The 16,640-nt window shown below is 71.0% G+C and carries 16 protein-coding genes and 1 pseudogene; 9 read left to right on the plus strand and 8 right to left on the minus strand.

Annotated features, from left to right (window positions below; genetic code table 11):
* Positions 1–8: 8 nt before the first annotated feature.
* Both dnaN and dnaA read right to left on the minus strand, forming a co-directional pair.
* A complete protein-coding gene (gene dnaN, locus ACXDC7_RS02750; RefSeq protein WP_459221102.1) occupies positions 9–1,172 on the minus strand; it encodes a DNA polymerase III subunit beta in 1,164 nt (387 codons plus the stop codon).
* Between the two features lie 685 nt (positions 1,173–1,857).
* The gene (gene dnaA, locus ACXDC7_RS02755) at positions 1,858–3,306 is read right to left on the minus strand and encodes a chromosomal replication initiator protein DnaA (protein ID WP_179444930.1); all 1,449 of its coding nucleotides are present in this window, start codon (positions 3,304–3,306) and stop codon (positions 1,858–1,860) included.
* Between the two features lie 390 nt (positions 3,307–3,696).
* On the opposite strand from dnaA, the gene rpmH reads away from it, so the two are divergent.
* The 8 genes from rpmH to ACXDC7_RS02795 all read left to right on the plus strand — a co-directional run bounded on the left by rpmH (position 3,697) and on the right by ACXDC7_RS02795 (position 8,962).
* Positions 3,697–3,834, plus strand: a complete 138-nt coding sequence (gene rpmH, locus ACXDC7_RS02760; RefSeq protein WP_179444929.1) for a 50S ribosomal protein L34 — start codon at positions 3,697–3,699, stop codon at positions 3,832–3,834.
* A 17-nt stretch (positions 3,835–3,851) separates the two neighbouring features.
* A complete protein-coding gene (gene rnpA, locus ACXDC7_RS02765) occupies positions 3,852–4,193 on the plus strand; it encodes a ribonuclease P protein component (protein ID WP_179444928.1) in 342 nt (113 codons plus the stop codon).
* On the plus strand, positions 4,190–4,495 hold the full coding sequence (gene yidD / locus ACXDC7_RS02770) for a membrane protein insertion efficiency factor YidD (protein ID WP_459221103.1): 306 nt from the start codon (positions 4,190–4,192) through the stop codon (positions 4,493–4,495). Before rnpA ends, yidD begins: the two co-directional genes overlap by 4 nt.
* Positions 4,496–4,498: 3 nt before the next feature.
* Entirely contained in the window at positions 4,499–5,557 is a 1,059-nt protein-coding gene (yidC, locus tag ACXDC7_RS02775) for a membrane protein insertase YidC (RefSeq protein ID WP_459221104.1), read from the plus strand.
* 77 nt (positions 5,558–5,634) lie between these two features.
* Entirely contained in the window at positions 5,635–6,264 is a 630-nt protein-coding gene (locus ACXDC7_RS02780; RefSeq protein WP_459221105.1) for a Jag family protein, read from the plus strand.
* Complete coding sequence (rsmG, locus tag ACXDC7_RS02785) at positions 6,261–6,884, plus strand: 16S rRNA (guanine(527)-N(7))-methyltransferase RsmG (protein ID WP_459221106.1); 624 nt, start codon at positions 6,261–6,263, stop codon at positions 6,882–6,884. The genes ACXDC7_RS02780 and rsmG overlap by 4 nt, the downstream gene beginning before the upstream one ends.
* 246 nt (positions 6,885–7,130) lie before the next feature.
* Entirely contained in the window at positions 7,131–8,039 is a 909-nt protein-coding gene (locus ACXDC7_RS02790; protein WP_179446497.1) for a ParA family protein, read from the plus strand.
* Complete coding sequence (locus tag ACXDC7_RS02795) at positions 8,036–8,962, plus strand: ParB/RepB/Spo0J family partition protein (protein WP_459221107.1); 927 nt, start codon at positions 8,036–8,038, stop codon at positions 8,960–8,962. The genes ACXDC7_RS02790 and ACXDC7_RS02795 overlap by 4 nt, the downstream gene beginning before the upstream one ends.
* 147 nt (positions 8,963–9,109) lie before the next feature.
* Here the strand turns inward: ACXDC7_RS02795 and ACXDC7_RS02800 are convergent.
* From ACXDC7_RS02800 to ACXDC7_RS02815, 4 genes and pseudogenes are all read right to left on the minus strand, one after another.
* Positions 9,110–9,460: pseudogene (locus tag ACXDC7_RS02800) on the minus strand (DUF3817 domain-containing protein); the annotation flags it as partial.
* A gap of 47 nt (positions 9,461–9,507) precedes the next feature.
* A complete protein-coding gene (locus tag ACXDC7_RS02805) occupies positions 9,508–10,251 on the minus strand; it encodes an SURF1 family protein (protein WP_179444922.1) in 744 nt (247 codons plus the stop codon).
* Between the two features lie 2 nt (positions 10,252–10,253).
* Positions 10,254–11,201, minus strand: a complete 948-nt coding sequence (locus ACXDC7_RS02810; RefSeq protein ID WP_459221108.1) for a D-alanine--D-alanine ligase family protein — start codon at positions 11,199–11,201, stop codon at positions 10,254–10,256.
* Positions 11,202–11,209: 8 nt separating this feature from the next.
* A complete protein-coding gene (locus ACXDC7_RS02815; protein ID WP_459221109.1) occupies positions 11,210–12,574 on the minus strand; it encodes an aminotransferase-like domain-containing protein in 1,365 nt (454 codons plus the stop codon).
* Positions 12,575–12,630: 56 nt separating this feature from the next.
* Here ACXDC7_RS02815 and ACXDC7_RS02820 point away from each other — a divergent pair, with 56 nt between their 5' ends.
* Entirely contained in the window at positions 12,631–13,188 is a 558-nt protein-coding gene (locus tag ACXDC7_RS02820; protein WP_459221110.1) for a hypothetical protein, read from the plus strand.
* Between the two features lie 55 nt (positions 13,189–13,243).
* On the opposite strand, the gene ACXDC7_RS02825 is transcribed toward ACXDC7_RS02820, so the two are convergent.
* Together ACXDC7_RS02825 and ACXDC7_RS02830 are read right to left on the minus strand one after the other, a co-directional pair.
* Positions 13,244–15,799, minus strand: a complete 2,556-nt coding sequence (locus ACXDC7_RS02825; protein WP_459221111.1) for a PRC-barrel domain-containing protein — start codon at positions 15,797–15,799, stop codon at positions 13,244–13,246.
* A 174-nt stretch (positions 15,800–15,973) separates the two neighbouring features.
* The gene (locus ACXDC7_RS02830) at positions 15,974–16,639 is read right to left on the minus strand and encodes a response regulator (RefSeq protein ID WP_179444917.1); all 666 of its coding nucleotides are present in this window, start codon (positions 16,637–16,639) and stop codon (positions 15,974–15,976) included.
* Position 16,640: the final 1 nt, after the last annotated feature.

Below are 16,640 nucleotides of genomic sequence, written 5' to 3' on the forward strand. Positions count from 1 at the left end.
GCGATGGCTCAGCCCGGCAGCCGCATCAGCATGATCACGTGCCGGTAGTCGGTCTGCGGGTCGCCGGCGAGATCCTCCAGGCCGGTCAACAGGCAGGGCTTGCCGGGTGCGGTGAACGCGAAGTTCACATAGGGCACGTCGAGCGCGCCGAGGGCGTCCAGCAGGTAGTTGGGATTGAAGCCGGCGGCGGTGATCGCCGGCTCGCCCGAGCCGTGCAGGTCGACCACCGCGTCGATGGCCTCCGAAGCCTGGGCCTGGTCGCCCGTTGCCGCCTCCAAGGTGACCGTGTCCTCGCCGATCAGCATCCGCAGGGGCGTGTTCCGCTCGGCGACCAGGGCGACGCGGCGGGCGGCCGCGGTGAGGTCGGCGACCGAGGCCCGCACGCTGAGCGCCGGCTGGATGTTCATCAGGTGGCGGACCTTGGGGAAGTCGCCGTCCAGCAGCCGGGTGGTGGTCTGGCGTACCCCACCGGAGCCGAGATCGCCCTCGAAACCGATCAGGCCGTCGCCGCTGCTGCCCGCGGACAGGCTGAGCGCGATCTCTTCGCCGGCGGTCATCGACTTGGCCGTTTCCGACAACACCCGCGCCGGCACCAGCGCCGCGCCCGAGGCCTGGCTCGTGGCGGGATGCCAGGTGAACTCCTTCAGGGCCATCCGATAGCGGTCGGTGGCCAGCAGAGAAACCGTGTCGCCGTCGATCTCCATCCGCACGGCGGTGAACACCGGCAACAGCTCGTCGCGGCCGGCGGCGACCACCACCTGGGCCACGGACTGGGCGAAGTCACCGCTGGGCGCGGTACCGACCGTCTCCGGCAGCGACGGCAGGGCCGGGTACTCCATCACCGGGAGCCCCTGCAGGGTGAATCGGGAGGAACCGCAGACCAACTCCATCTTCGAGTCGTCCGCGGTCAGCTCGACCGGCTTGTTCGGCAACGACCGGGCGATCTCGGCCAGCAGTCGACCCGACACCAGCGCCTCGCCCTCATCGCTCACCTCGGCGGCGATGGAAATGCGTGCCGAGGTGTCGTTGTCATAGCTGGACAGGACCAGGCCCGTGTCGTCGGCCTTCAACAACAGCCCGGCGAGGACCGGCGCACTCGGGCGATTCGGGAGGCTCCGGGCCGCCCACGCGACCGCCTCGGCCAGCACGTCGCGCTCGACTCGGACCTTCACCGCACCTCCTGATGTCGTCGGCGGGACCGCCGCATCCGGGCGATCCTGGGGAACGCCTGCGTGCCGCGGCGGGCGGGCAGACGAAGCGTTGCGATCATAGCCACGGCGAGGCGCCGCTGCACAGCGGGCGCGGGTGGGCTTGGGTACCCGGGGTGTGACGGGTCACTGCACTCCACCACACCCCGGGATTGGAGCCGCTCCCGACGTCACGTGTGCGCGGGTGCGACTGGGTGACATCAGAACACAGATTGTCCGTTCAACCATGCTCCGCGGTGTCACGGTTTCATAAACCGTTCAGGACGTGTGACGGGCACCACTCGACTCGGCGGGACGGACGGTTGTCCCCAGTTCGGTGGTCGGCAGACTTCAACCAGGTGGGAGATGGTTGTCTTCTGGTCGTCGTCGTAGGCGTTGTGCATGCTGTGGAGAATCCGGTGTTTTGCCTGGTCAGCCCCATGTCAAGGGTGTTGACCGGGGTGTGTGAAGGTCGGAATTACACGGGGAGGAGATGCGGATGGGCAATCGACGAGAACCGTCGGCCGATCGCGGTCCACGGCCCTGTCCACAGTTCTCCACAGGGTTCTCCCCAACGGTTGACTGAGACGAATGTAAGGAAGATCACGCCCGGATTCGGGGTGATGGAGGGGTGACGCGGGGCGGTCCGGGTCCGCGGAGGCGGCCGGGCTCAGGAGCGGCGCGAGGCCTGGCTCTTGATCCGGTTGGTCAGCTCGGTGACCTGGTTGAAGACGCTTCGGCGCTCGGCCATCTGGGTGCGGATCTTCCGCTCCGAGTGCATCACCGTGGTGTGGTCGCGGCCACCGAACTGCTGGCCGATCTTGGGCAGCGACAGCTCGGTCAGCTCCCGGCACAGGTACATCGCGATCTGGCGGGCGCTGACCAGGGCATGGGTGCGCGACTGTCCGGTGAGATCGTCGATGGAGATGCCGAAATAGCCGGCGGTCTGGGCGATGATCGTCGAGGCGGTGATCTCGGCCTCGTCGCCTTCGGGGATGAGGTCCTTCAGCACCTGTTCGGCCAGCGTCAGGTCCACATCCTCGCGCTGCAGGCTGGCGTACGCCGTGACGCGGACCAGCGCCCCCTCGAGCTCGCGGATGTTGGTCTGGATCCGGGTGGCGATGAACTCCAGCACGTCCGGGCCGGCGGTCAGCCGCTCCTGGGCGGCCTTCTTCCGCAGGATCGCGATCCGGGTCTCCAGGTCGGGAGCCTGGACATCGGTGATCAGTCCCCACTCGAAGCGGCTGCGCAGGCGGGGTTCGAGTGCCTCCAGCAGCTTGGGCGGCCGGTCGGAGGTCATCACGATCTGCTTCTGTGCGTTGTGCAGCGTGTTGAACGTGTGGAAGAACTCTTCCTGGGTCTGGATCTTCGACTCCAGGAACTGGATGTCGTCGATCAGCAGCACGTCCACGTCGCGGTAGCGTCGGCGGAACTCGGCCTGCCGGTTGTTCTGGATCGCGTTGATGAAGTCGTTGGTGAGTTCCTCGGTCGACACGTAGCGCACCCGCGCCCGGTCGTAGTAGTTGCGCACATAGTGGCCGAGCGCGTGCAGCAGATGGGTCTTGCCCAGGCCGGAGTCCCCGTAGATCATCAGCGGGTTGTACGCCTTGCCCGGGGTCTCGGCCACGGCGACCGCGGCCGCGTGCGCGAACCGGTTGGAGGCCCCGATGACGAAGTTCTCGAAGGAGTACTTGGGGTTCAGTCGGCTGTCGATACCCGCGCCGTTGCTGGTGGCCGGGGGCGGCAGCGGTGCGATCGGCTCGGGATCGTGCTCGGTCGCCTCGGCCGGGTCGTCGGCGGGCAGATCCGCCAGGGTCGGGTCGACCGTCAGCGCAAGCCGGATCGGCTGGCCGAAATGTTGCCCGAGGGCTTGCTCGAGGGTCTGCCGCATCCGGGTCTCGATGCGGTCGCGGGTGAAGTCATTCGCGACCGCGACGACGGCGGTTGACTCGTGCAGGGTCAGCGGTTGGCTGCGGCGCAACCAGATCCCCTGCTCCCGCGGCGCGTCGGAGACGATGCGCTCCCAGACGGTCGGCAGCGGATTGGAGTCCGGACCGTGGCCCGATCCGTCACGGGCGTGGCCGTCGAACGGAGACTGGCCGTCGGAGGACTCGGACAAAGCTCCACACCCTCCGCTCCGGCAATCGTGCGTGACAGACCAATCGGCGAGCGGTCCGGCCGCATCCGGGCAAGGAGATACCCACAGGAGTTATCCACAAGGTGTGGGAACCGTCTCCGGATACCTGCCGCCGGGACCAGGCGGCCTCGTCCGCTCGGAGTGACGAAGCTACCAACGTGGAGGGGCAGCAGCAAGTGGCGCAAGGACCAATCATCGCCGGTGCGGCGTGTCGCGTGGACAGATACGCGCCGCTGTGGTCGCGTCGGCGTTTGACCGTGGCGGCGGGGCCGCGTACCGTTGACTGGTCGCTGGCCGTCAGCGACCTTTTCCTTGATCCCAGCAGGCGAAGCGTACGTCGGTGTGCCTGCGGCCGTCCCCGAGGAGTGACTCGTGAGCAAGCGCACGTTCCAGCCGAGCAACCGTCGGCGCAGCCGTACGCACGGCTTCCGCCTGCGGATGCGCACCCGCGCGGGCCGCGCCATCCTGGCCGCGCGCCGGCGCAAGGGCCGTACCCGCCTGGCCGGCTGACCGACCGACCCTCGCGCGTGCTGCCCGCCCCCGCCCGGATGACCGCTGGCGACGACTTTCGCCGCACGGTCCGCGGCGGGGTGCGATCGGCCCGTCCCACCGTCGTCGTGCACGGCCGACACACCGACGCGCCCACGCGCGTCGGTTTTGTCGTGTCCAGGGCCGTCGGTAACGCGGTCACCCGCAATCGTGTGAAGCGCCGGCTGCGGCACCTCGGTCGGGACCTGCTCGCCGATACCCCCGCCGGCACCCACCTGGTCGTGCGGGCGCTGCCCGCGGCGGGCCGGTCGGCCGAGTTGTCCGAGGACCTCGGCTCGGCCTGGCGCGGCTGCCTGCGCAAGCTGGAGGCCGGCGCATGAAGACGCTGCTGATCGCGTTCCTCAAGGCGTACCGGCTGATCGTCAGCCCGCTCTACGGGCAGGTGTGCAAGTTCCACCCGTCCTGCTCCGCCTACGGGTTGGAGGCCGTCGAAACCCACGGCGCCTGGCGCGGCGGCGGGCTCGCGATCCGTCGGATCGGCCGCTGCCATCCGTGGTCGCGGGGCGGCTACGACCCGGTTCCGGGTACGCCGGCCGCGGCCGCCTGGGCCGATGAGCTCGCGGAGCTTCGGCGTACCCCCTCCCCCACGTTTTCGTCCCCTGCGTCGCGAGGAATCGACTGACCGATGAACGATCTGTTTGCCAGTATCGGAGGCTTCTTCTCCACGATCCTGTGGCCCCTGGAATGGGTGGTCTCGGGTCTGCTCGTGCTCTTCCACTCGCTGTGGGGCCAGTTGCTCGGCGTCGACAGCGGTTGGGGCTGGGTGCTGTCGATCGTCTGCCTGACCGCGGTGATCCGGATCGCGATCTTCCCGCTGTTCGTCCGGCAGATCCGATCCATGCGGAACATGCAGCTCGTCCAGCCACGGATGGCGGAGATCCGCAAGAAGTACGCCGGTGATCGCGAGCGGATGGCGATCGAGACGCAGAAGCTGATGCGTGAAGAGGGCGTCAACCCGATGGCGTCCTGTCTTCCGCTGATCTTGCAGATGCCGATCTTCTTCGCGCTGTTCAATGTGCTGAACGGCGCGTCGCGGGGAATCCCCACGGGCTATTGGATCGTGCAGAACCCCGAACTGGTCCCGTCGCTGCAGAACGCGACGATCTTCGGGGCGCCGATCTCGGCGACATTCCTGCCCAGCTTCGGCAATCCGGACCTGATCGCGGTGCAGATCGTCACCGTCGTGTTGATCTTGGCCATGTGCGGCACGATGTTCTACACCCAGCTTCAGATTTCCCGGAAGAACATGCCGCCGGAGGCCCTGGAGGGCCCGATGGCGCAGCAGCAGAAGTTGATCCTGTACCTGTTTCCGATCATCTTCGCCGTCGGTGGCGTGAACTTCCCGATCGGTGTGCTGATCTACTGGCTCACCACCAACCTGTGGACGATGGGCCAACAGGCCTGGATCATCCGCAACAACCCGACACCGGGTACGCCGGCCTATGCCGCCTGGGAGGCCCGGATCATCGCCAAGGGCGGGGATCCGAAGGAGAAGGACCCCACCTACCTGCGGCGCAAGAAGATGGAAGAGGAGCGGGCCAAGGCCAATGGCAAGCCGGCCTCCCCGGCGAAGGGCGCCGCGGCGACTGCCACCGAGGCCGAGCCGGAGGACGAGACCCCCAAGGTCCAGCGCCAGCAACCACGCAAGAAGTCGCGATCGAACCGCAAGGGCGGTCGCCGGTAGGACCCCACCGCGCGGCGGCGTGCCGCGTGCGTTCTCGTCCCGGGTTTCCCGGGACCCCTGGAATCAGAGGAGAGTAGATGAGCCAGAGCGAGCAGGAGACGGCGACGCAGGGCGAGGGCGTACCCGCCGCGACGACGGAGGCGCCCGAGGTGAGCGCGACGCCCGAGGAGAGCGCGACGACCGAGGCGAACGGGGCTGCGGCCCAGGCCCCGGATGCCGAGGCGGCGGATGCCGCGGCCGAGGAGCCCGAACTGTCCCCGCTGGACGAGGAGTGCGAGGTCGCGGCGGACTACCTGGAGGAGCTGCTGGACATCGCCGATCTGGACGGCGACATCGACAGCTACACCGAGGGTGGCCGAGCGCAGGTGTCGATCATCACCGACGCCGAGGTGTTGATCGGCAAGGACGCGGAGGTGCTGGACGCGCTGCAGGAGTTGGCGCGGCTGGCGGTGATGACGGAGACCGGGCGCCGGAGCCGCCTGATGCTGGACATCGGTGGGCACCGCGACCGGCGTCGGGCGGAGCTGCGGGAGTTGGCGGCGGACGCCATCCTTGAGGTACGCAACAGCGGGGACTCGGTCGCGCTGGGGTCGATGAACCCGTTCGAGCGCAAGATCGTGCACGACGCGGTGGCCGAGGCCGGCCTGCGGAGCGAGTCCGAGGGCGAGGAGCCGCGGCGCCACGTCGTGGTGCTGCCGTCGGCGTGACCGAGAGTTCCGGGCAGCTCGAGGTCGCGCGGGCCGTCTTCGGCGACAGGTTTGGACTCGCTCAGAGATATGTCGACATTTTGGCGAGCGACGGGGTCGAGCGGGGATTGCTCGGTCCGCGCGAGGTGCCGCGGCTGTGGCCGCGGCACCTGCTGAACTCGTACGCGCTGGCCGGGCTCGTGCCGGCCGGGGCGAGCGTGGTCGACGTCGGGAGCGGCGCGGGCCTGCCGGGGATCCCGCTGGCGATCGGCCGACCGGACCTCCGGGTGACGCTGCTGGAGCCGCTGCTGCGGCGGGCGAACTTCCTGGAGAGCGCGGTGGACGACCTTGCTCTCGGCGATCGGGCGTCGGTGTCGCGGGCGCGGGCAGAGGAAGTGACGGGCCGCTGGGACGCGGTGGTGTCTCGTGCCGTCGCTCCCCTGGGCCGATTGGCGGAATGGTCGGTGCCGTTGACGGCCGACGGCGGTTCCGTGCTCGCCCTGAAGGGCCGTTCGGCCTCCGACGAGGTGCGCGCGGCGCGGCGTACCCTCGAACGGCTGGGCGTGCGGGCCGAGGTGCTGGAGGTCCGGGCCCATGCAGACGCGGAGCCGACGACCGCCGTGCGGCTCCGGCGCGACTGAGAGGTGGTCATGGTCGAGCGATCGGCGCGAGCGGGTGATGAGGTCGAGTCGGCACTGGGCTGGCCGGGCCGTCCGCGCGAAGCGATAGCGTTGGGTTGGCCGGGCGTTTCACGTGAAACGGACCCGGAGTCGGACGAGACGAGGAGCCCCGCCGTGGCCGGATCGACACGCATCGAGCGAGCCGAGGACCGAGAGCGTTCGGCGCCGGTGGCGGGCGAGCGCGACGGCGAATCGGCGGTGGCCCGGATGGCCGGCGCGGCGAAGAGCGCCAAGCGAGCGCGCTTCGACGCCGACGAGACGCCGCCCGTGGAGCGCCCCGACGACCTGGACACCCCCGTTTCACGTGAAACGGCACTCCCCCGCCCGAGCGAGCCGCGGATCATCGTCGTCGCCAACCAGAAGGGCGGTGTCGGCAAGACCACCAGCACGGTCAACATCGCGACCGGCCTTGCACTCGGCGGTCTGCGCGTGCTGGTCATCGACCTGGACCCGCAGGGCAACGCCTCCACCGCGCTCGGCGTCGAGCACCACGAGGACGTTCCTGGCACCTACGAGGTGCTGCTGGAGGGCGCGAGCATCGCGGACCACGCGGTCGCGTCGCCCGAGGCGGAAACGCTGTCGGTACTCCCGGCGACCATCAACCTGGCCGGGGCCGAGGTCCAGCTTGTGTCATCGGTGGCGCGCGAGACGCGGCTGCGTAAGGCCGTGGCCAAGCATCTGGAAACGGCCGAGGTCGATTACGTCCTGCTCGACTGTCCCCCGTCGCTCGGCCTGCTCACGCTGAACGCCCTCGTCGCCGCGCGCGAGATCCTGATCCCGATCCAGTGCGAGTACTACGCGCTCGAAGGCGTGTCCCAACTCATGAACACGATCAATCTGGTGAAGGGCGAGCTCAACGACGACCTCCGGCTGTCCACCGTGGTGCTGACCATGTTCGACGCCCGGACCCGGCTGTCCTCCCAGGTCGCCGACGAGGTACGCCAGCACTTCCCCGAGCAAACCCTCGACACCGCAATCCCCCGCTCGGTACGCATCTCGGAGGCGCCCAGCTACGGCCAGTCCGTGATCACCTACCACCTTGCCTCGGCCGGTGCCGAGGCGTACCTCAAGGTCTCGGAAGAGATCGCCAGGCGCGGCGCGAAGGAGAACGCATGAGCACCCCGAAGTCCGGCAAGAACCGCGGCCTCGGCCGCGGGCTCGGCGAGCTGTTCCAGCGGACCGACCACGAGGGCCCCGCGGACTCGGTGGTGATCAACGGCACGCCACCGCCGCAGATGCCGGAGGGCTCGCGCTACGCCGAGCTGCCGGTGGCCGCGATCAGCCCCAACCCCCGGCAGCCGCGCACCACCTTCGACGAGGACGATCTGTCGGAGCTCACGGACTCGGTGCGCGAGATCGGGGTGCTGCAGCCGGTGGTGGTACGCCCGCTCGGCCGCGATCGATACGAGCTGGTCATGGGGGAGCGGCGGCTCCGCGCGTCGAAGGCGGCGCGCCGCGAGACCGTCCCGGCCATCGTGCGCGAGACCGACGAGCATGACCTGCTCCGCGACGCCCTCCTGGAGAACCTGCATCGGGCCCAGCTCAATCCGCTGGAGGAGGCCGCGGCGTACCAGCAGATGCTCGATGATTTCGACTGCAGCCAGGAGGAGCTGTCGGTACGCATCAAGCGCTCGCGCCCGCAGATCTCCAACACGCTCCGCCTGCTTCGCCTCCCACCGACGGTCCAGCGACGGGTAGCCGCGGGTGTGCTGTCCGCGGGCCACGCTCGCGCGTTGCTCGGACTCGCCGACGGCGCGGCCCAGGAACGGCTCGCGCAACGCATCGTCGCCGAGGGCCTGAGCGTGCGCACGACGGAAGAGGTCGTCGCGCTCGGGGAGTCCGAGACCGCGGCGCCACGCGAACGGCGTAGCGCCGCCCCGTCGCCGCGAGCGAAGGAGCTGGGGGAGCGGCTGTCGGATCGTTTCGAGACGCGCGTCGAGGTGAAGATCGGGGCGCGGCACCGCGGCCGGATCGCCATCGAGTTCGCTGGCGAGGACGACCTGCAGCGGATCCTCGACCTGCTGGGCGAGCGCACCTGAATCGATACAGAGCGGTCGACCCCGACCCGCACCCGGAGGTGTCGTCAGTTATCGCCCCCTGCGGGCACGTCCAGGCGGCGATAGCTGACGAGGAGATGGTCGACCAGGAGGCTGCCGCGACGGAAGGCGGGGCTCCGGGGGAGCGGGTCAGTCGGTGGCGGGGACCGGGCGGCCGATCTCGCCGCTGGCGAGCTTGGCGCGGACGTCCTTGGTGGCGTACCGCTCGGCGACGAAGGACAGGAACGGCACCGTGCCGGCTGCGGCGATCACCAGCAGCCGCCACAGCGGCCACTTGACCCGCCGGCCGAGGTCGAAGGCGGTGATCAGCAAGATCATGTAGAGCCAGCCGTGCGGGATGCCGGTCCAGGTCACCACGGTGTCGTTGCCGGCCAGATACTTCAGCGGTACGCCGACGCAGACCAGCACGACCAGCAGGATCCCGACGATCCACGCCATCACCCGATAGCGGGTCAGCGCGCCGCGTATGCCCTTCTCGTCCACACTACGGACTGTAGTTGACCGGATCGTCGAAACCGAATCGCGGGTCAGCCCAGCCGCCGCGACAACACCCCGCGGCCGCGGCCGGCGTCGTGGGCGATCTTGATCGAGATGCCGAGCGCGAACGCGCCGAAGATCCACCACTGCACGGAATAGCCGCGATTGCGGGCCGATCCGCCGGCATCGGGAAGCCGAAGCCGATCGGGCGCCAGGCCCTCAGCGGCGGCCTGCTCCGCCGGCAGCGTGACGAAGCCCGAGACCAGCGGCCGCGGCCAGGTCTGGGCAAGCCGGGCCAGGCGTACCGAACCGATCTGGCCGGGCGGCAGCTCCGCCTCGGTGCCCAGCTCCGGCGCCAGCAGCACCCCCGAGCGTTCCACCCGCCCCGCCGGCGGCGGGGGAGCGGACGGACGCTCGACCACGCCCCGCACCACCGGAAGCACGTTCCCGCGATCGGTGCGCAGCGCCGTCAACACCCGGAAGCGCTGCCCGTCGGGGATCAGCACCTGCGTCTCGGGCAGGTACTCCCCGGCGACCGTCAGCGTCCGGCCGTACCAGTCGACGGGCGATGTTCCGGCCGGCGCGACCTCGTCGAGCGGCGCCGGCGGCAGGTCGGCACGGGCGGCCGCATTGCGTACCCCGTCGTCCACGAAGACCTGCGCCTGCCACAACCCGAGCCCCGCCATCACCGCCGCGGCCAGCACCCCGGCGGCGATGATCAACGCTCGCTGCCACAGCGGCGCTACTCGCCCGGCCGGTCGCGCCGACACCTGGCGGGGCTCGTCCTCGGTCATGATCATCGGGTACGCCGGCGCGCGGCGGCGACGACCGCGGAACAGACGCCCACCAGGTCCCGTCCGGCAGCCTCGATCGCGAGCGGGACGCTGGAGGTCTCGGTCATCCCGGGCGCCACATTCGCCTCCAGGAAGACGGGTCCGTCCGCGCCGATGATCATGTCCGTCCGGGACAGATCACGCAGGCCGAGCACATCGTGCACCCGCAGCGCCAGCTCCGCGCAGGCCCGTGCGTCGGCATCGGAGATGTCCGCCGGCGCCAGGAACCGCGTCGCCCCGGCGGTGTAGCGAGCCGCATAGTCATAGACCCCCGAATCGGGCCGGATCTCCACCGCGGGCAGGGATTCCGGACCGTCTCCCACGTCCAGCACGGTGACGGCGACCTCGGTCCCGGCGACGAACGTCTCGATCACCGCCAGATTGCCGTAGGCATACGCCGCGATCATCGCCTGCGCGACCTGGGCCGGCTCGTCGACCCGGGTGCAGCCCAAGGCCGAGCCCGATCGGGCCGGCTTGATCATCATCGGAAACCCGAGTTGATCACCGAGCGCGCCGACCAGCGACGCGGCGCCGAGCTCGCGGAAGACCTCGTGGGGGAGCGCGACCTGGCGCGGCGTGCGGACCCCGGCGTCGGCCACCACGGTCGTCGCGATCGACTTGTCGAAGGCGATTCGGGATGCGGCCGGGCCGGCGCCGACATAGGGCACACGGAGCAGGTCCAACACCTCGCGCAACGAGCCGTCCTCGCCGGTCTCACCGTGCAACACCGGAAAGACGACGGGATCGGCAAGATCGACCAGGGTCGGGATCAGGGCCGAGTCGAGATCGGCCTCGGTGACCCGGTGGCCCGCGTCCGCCAGCGCCCGGGCAACCCGCCGGCCGGACCGCAACGAGACCTCGCGCTCGTGCGAGAGCCCACCGGCGAGCACCACGACGGTGGGTTCGCCCACGGCCGCGTTCACCGCTGGTCCGGGCGCGGCGCCTGGCTGCGCTCCACGGCCCGCGGTTGATCATGCAGCCCGAAGGTCTCGTGCAGCTCCAGCTCGCGGCCGAGCACCTCGCCCAGCCGCTTGGTGCCCTCGATGATCCGCTCGGGCGTGGGATAGCAGTAGGACAGCCGCATGTTCCGGCTGCCCAGACCGTCGGCGTAGAAGGCCGTTCCGGGCACATAGGCCACCCGGTTGGACACCGCGCGGGGCAGCATGGCCTGGGAGTCGAGGCCCTCGGGCAGGGTGAGCCAGACGAAGAAGCCGCCGTCCGGGCGCGTCCAGGTGGTGCCGGCCGGCATGTGCTCGGAGAGGCCGGCCAGCATGGCGTCGCGGCGGGCGGCGTACATCGACTTGAACGACTCGATCTGCCCGCGCCAGTCATGGCTGGACAGGTACTTCGACACGGCGAACTGGGAGAACACCGGCGGGCACAGCGTCGCCGCCTCCTGGGCCAGCACCAGCTTCTCGCGTACCGCATGTGGCGCGAGCACCCAGCCGACCCGGAAACCGGGCGCGAACGTCTTCGAGAACGAGCCGAGATAGATCACGCGCTCGGCGTCCATGGATCGCATGGCCGGCAGCGGATCACCCGCGAGGTTCAACAACCCGTAGGGATTGTCCTCGATGATCAACAGGTCGAACTCGCGCGCCACCTCGATCAGCTCCCGGCGCCGCTGCACCGGCTGGCTCAGCCCGGCCGGGTTCTGGAAGTTCGGGATCGTGTAGAGGAACTTCGCGCGCGCCCCGTGCCGCTGCAGCGACGCGCAGGCCTCGCGCAGCGCGGCCGGATCCAGACCATGATCATCCATGCCGACATGAACCACCCGGGACTGGTAGGCGCCGAAGGTGTTCAGGGCCCCGACATAGCTCGGCGCCTCGGCGAGCACCACATCGCCGGGGTCGCAGAAGATCCGGGTCAGCAGGTCGAGCGCCTGCTGCGAGCCGACGGTGACCGTCACATCGTCCGGATGCGCGGCGATCCCCTCCAGCGACATCACCTCGCAGATCTGTTCGCGCAGCTCCGGCTCGCCCTGGCCCGAGCCGTACTGCATGGCCTGCGGGCCGACGTCGAGGATCATCTCGCGCATCGCGTCGCCGACGACGTTCAGGGGGAGGTCGGCGATATTGGGCATCCCGCCCGCCAGCGACACCACCTCGGGGCGATTCGCGACGGCGAACAGCGCGCGCACCGCCGATGCCTTCATGCCGTGGGTACGCGCGGCGTACCGGTCGACATAGGAATCGAGCCTGGTGTCCTGACGCCGCGCCGAGCCGGCCACGGCGCCACCGTCGCCCGGGTCGGCGACGGATTCCGGCCTGGCGGGCGTGCTCATTCTCCAAGGGTGCCTCATGATGCGCCTCAGTGTACGGACCGGCCTACGATGGGCCCATGATCGTCAGCCGGCTGCAACGCGTGGGCGCGGCGTCAGTGGGCGCCCTGCCCCCGCTGGGTGGGGGAGCGGTCGGGGAAGCGGACCTGCTGCGCGCCCGGCTCGCGGATTCGGTCTGGGGCTTTGCCGGGGTGGCGTACTTCGCCGGAGGGCGGTGTGCCGGCTGGCTGCTGCTCTCCCCGCCGCCGGCCGCACCGGCGGAGCTGGCGTTCGAGCCCGACGCGGCGGTGCTGACCGCGCTGCGGGTGGCGCCGAGCGAGTCGCTGCGCCGGGTGTCGAAGGAGTTGGTACGCGGGGCGTGTGCGCGGCTGCTCCGCGCGCCGCGGCCGGTGGCGGCAGTGGAGGCCGCGCCCGCCGCGGGTTGCCCGGACGTCTCGGGCGGGCTGCTCGCCGAGCTCGGCTTCGTGGCCACCGATCGGCCCCGCATCGTCCGGCTGGAGCTGTCGGCGACCGTGCGCTGGTGGCGCGGGCTGAGCGAGCTGCCCGGCCGGCTGGGGGAGCTGGTCCAGCCGGCCCCGCCCGTCGAGCCGGCCCGGCGCAGCGAGCTGCGGGTCTGAGACCGCGCCCGGTCAGGCGCCCGCGGGCGAGCGTGCCTGACCGGACGGGCGGAGCTCAGCGGCCGGTGCCGCCCCGGGGATCGCCGGACCGCGGATCGCGCCGCTGGCCCGGCAGTCGGCCCTCGCGCTCCATCTCGTCGAGGCGGGTGTTGGCGCGCCCGGCGAGCCGCTCGGCCTCGGTGAGCACATAGCGCAGGAACTTCGTCAGCCCGACCTGCGCCTTCGCCAGGCCGTCCTCGAAGCGGACCATCCCGTCGCCGCGGCCGCCAGTCTGTCCGGTACGCGGGGGCTGCCCGGCGCGCGGGGGCTGCTCGGTTCGCGGGGTGCTGGTCGGGCCCGCCGTGGGGTTGGTCGGGCCCGGGTCGCTGGTGCCCGGGTCGGTCGGGCCCGGGTCGCTGGTGCCCGGGTTGGTGGCGCCCGGGTCGGTCGACCGGCCGGCTGCGGCGAATCCGGCCGCACCGGCGGCCCCCGCCGCCGCACCGAACCCGGGCGACCCGTCGGCGGGCGCTCCCGCGGCCGGTCCGAACCGGTCGGCGGCGTCGGGGTCCTCCGGGGCGGTGCCCAACAGGTCGTCATCGGAGCCGTCGATGCCGTCGACCGGCGTACCCGTCGAAACGTCGCCGGTGCTGGCCGAGACGTCGCCGATGCTGTCGGTGCGCTCGGTGACGATCAGTTCCTCGTCGCTGCGGACGTCCTCCACGACGTAGCCCTCGGGGGTCTGCGCCCCGCCGTCGCCGAGGAAGGCGTCCCCGGCGGCGGGACGGGCGTCGGGAGCGTCGGACGTACCGGCGAAGTCCTCGTCCTCGGCTGCCGTGATGTCCGCCGCATCCGCGGCCGCGAGGCTCGTCTCGTCGGTCTCGTCGGTCTCGTCGGTCTCGTCGGTCTCGTCGTCCTCGTCGGCGGCGGCCGGGGTCTCGTCGGCGGCGGCCGGGGTGTCGGTCTCGTCGGTGGAGGCTCCGGCGAAGGCATCGGCGGGAATGGGGTGGGGCTGGTACGGGTCCTCGGGGTCCACCATGCTGCCCATGCCCGGCTGCAGGTCGCCGGAGTCGGCGCCGGCGGCGAGGTCGTCCGTGTCGATCGATCGGGTGTCCTCGGCGCTCTCGTCCACCTCGGTGGCGGTCTCGTCCCGGTCCGGGTCGGCGGTGCGCTCGTCTTCTCGTTCGCCCGCGTCCCGTTCGCCCGCGTCCCGTTCGGCCGCGTCTCGATCGGCGGCGACCGCGCCGGCCAGGCCGATGGCGCCGGCGGCGCCGGTCGCGCCCGCGTACGCCGCGCCCGGCACCGGATCGTCCTCTGCATCGGCGCCCCGGTTCTCAAAGTTCCCGGTCTCGGAGTCCTGCGTCTCGGAGTCCTGCGTCTCGGACTCCTGCGTCTCGGACTCCTGCGTCTCGGACTCCTGGAACTCGGAGTCCCGGAACTTGGAGTCCCGGAACTCGGAGTCCCGGGTCTCGGTGGCGGGGGAGTCCTCGAGCGTCGTCTCGTCCGTGACCTCACCGCCGGGGGAGGTGGCGTAGGGATCGTCGGCGCCGACCGCCGGATCCGGCTCGACGGCCACCTGCTCGACGGTGACGCCCTCGACGGTCTCCTCGGACGCCGCGAACTCGCCTGCGGCGGCATCGCGCCGATCGGCCGGTACGCCGTAATCGCCCTCGTCGTTGCTCGTCAGCGGTCCCGGGACGCTGCGCTCGGTCGCCGCCGGCGCATCCACGGTCGGCTCGTCACCCACCGACGCGCCTCCGACCGTGGCGCCGAGTCCCGCATCGCCCGATGCCGTGTCGCCCGGTTCCGCATCGGCCGGGGTCGCGCTCCGGTCCTGCTCCTGTTCGGCGGCGGTCCGCGGGTCGGCCCATGCCGACTCAGCGCCCGGCGCCCCGGCGTCCCGGCCGGGCGTCGCGGTCTCGTCACCGGCACGGTCGTCGGCGATGCCGCGCCGGCCCTGGCCCGTGAACTCCTCGCCGGCTTCGCCGGTTCGGGGCTGGTCGTCGGCTCCGCCGGCGGCAGCCGCCGCGCCCAGACCTGCGCCGGCCACGCCCGCCGCCCCGAGACCCGGGCCGGCCGTCGACTCACCACGCGTCGCGTCCGCGTTGCCGGGCTCGCGAAGCACGGTCTGCTGCTCGGCCTGCTCGGTCACGTCCTGCTCGGTCGCGTCCCGGTCGGTCGCGTCCCGGTCGGTCACGTCCCGGTCGGTCACGTCCCGGTCGGTCACGTCCCGGTCGGCCCCCTCCCGCTCGGCGACGCCCGCCGTACCAGCCTGGCCCACCGCACCCGCCTGCGCGCGGTCGTCGGCGGGCGGCATGCCACCTTGCCCGCGTACCTCGTAATAGGCGTACAGCAGATCCTCCTCCTCGCGGGAGAGGTGCTGGTCGACGTCCTGGGCGGGCGCGCCCTTGATCTTGTCCTTGGTGTAGGGCACGCGGATCCGGCCCTCGACGAACTGGGCGTCGGCGAGCGGGACGAAGATCTCGTTGCCGCCGAAGAGCCCGACGCCGACCGTCACCCAACTCGGATTCTGGGTCTGGTCATCGAGGAAGAGCTGGCCGACGCTGCCGACCTTGTCCTCGTTGGCGTCGTAGACGTCGGCGTTGAGCAGCGCTTCGTAGTCATGGGTGGGCACGGCGGTCTCCTCGACGTTGCGGCGGCGGAGGCCCACCCGCAGTGCGCTCGGGTGGTGGCTCCACCAGTGAGCACTGGTGCGGCCCCGGAGGTCGGGGCACGTATCGAACCCTACCGCCCCGGCTCGGAGCGCCGACACCCCTCCTCGACGGGTACGCGGCGGCCGCCGGCGGTCTCAGTTGACCTTGGCGATCCCGGTCTCGTAGGCGAACAGCACCAGCGACACCCGATCCCGGCACTCGAGCTTGGCGAGCAGCCGGCCGATGTGGGTCTTCACGGTGCCCTCGGCCATGTAGAGGGTCCGGCAGATCTCGCCATTGGTCGCGCCCTTGGCCACCTCGCCGAGCACTTCGCGCTCGCGCTCGGTGAGCAGGCCGAGCCGCGGGTCGTCGGTCCGTTCGCCGGTGCCGGTCGGCAGGTGCTGCACGACATGATCAAGCAGCCGGCGGGTGGCGCTCGGCGCGACGACGGCCTCGCCGCTCGCCACGTCGCGGATCGCCGACAACAGGTCGTCCGGCCGGGCATCCTTGAGCAGGAAGCCGCTGGCACCGGCGCGCAGCGCGGCGAAGACGTACTCGTCGAGATCGAAGGTGGTCAGCACCAGGACCTTCGTCGGGTTGTCGGCCTCGACCAGGGCCCGCGTCGCCTCGACGCCGTCCATCACGGGCATCCGGATGTCCATCAGCACCACATCGGCCGGCCGACGGGTCAGATCGCGCACGGCCTGCTGACCGTTGCTCGCCTCGCCGACCACCTCAAGATCATCTTCGGCCTCGATCAGCATCCGGAAGCCGCCGCGCACCAGCGCCTGGTCGTCGCACAGATAGATCTTCAGACTCATC

The organism is Naumannella huperziae, from assembly GCF_054073625.1.

Excerpts from the sequence above, each read along its gene's own strand:
- yidD (WP_459221103.1), top strand. The coding sequence starts at position 4,190 with ATGAAGACGCTGCTGATCGCGTTCCTCAAGGCGTACCGGCTGATCGTC.
- yidC (WP_459221104.1), top strand. The coding sequence starts at position 4,499 with ATGAACGATCTGTTTGCCAGTATCGGAGGCTTCTTCTCCACGATCCTG.
- ACXDC7_RS02780 (WP_459221105.1), top strand. The coding sequence starts at position 5,635 with ATGAGCCAGAGCGAGCAGGAGACGGCGACGCAGGGCGAGGGCGTACCC.
- ACXDC7_RS02790 (WP_179446497.1), top strand. The coding sequence starts at position 7,131 with ATGGCCGGCGCGGCGAAGAGCGCCAAGCGAGCGCGCTTCGACGCCGAC.
- ACXDC7_RS02795 (WP_459221107.1), top strand. The coding sequence starts at position 8,036 with ATGAGCACCCCGAAGTCCGGCAAGAACCGCGGCCTCGGCCGCGGGCTC.
- ACXDC7_RS02805 (WP_179444922.1), bottom strand. The coding sequence starts at position 10,251 with ATGACCGAGGACGAGCCCCGCCAGGTGTCGGCGCGACCGGCCGGGCGA.
- ACXDC7_RS02815 (WP_459221109.1), bottom strand. The coding sequence starts at position 12,574 with ATGAGCACGCCCGCCAGGCCGGAATCCGTCGCCGACCCGGGCGACGGT.
- ACXDC7_RS02820 (WP_459221110.1), top strand. The coding sequence starts at position 12,631 with ATGATCGTCAGCCGGCTGCAACGCGTGGGCGCGGCGTCAGTGGGCGCC.
- ACXDC7_RS02830 (WP_179444917.1), bottom strand. The coding sequence starts at position 16,639 with ATGAGTCTGAAGATCTATCTGTGCGACGACCAGGCGCTGGTGCGCGGC.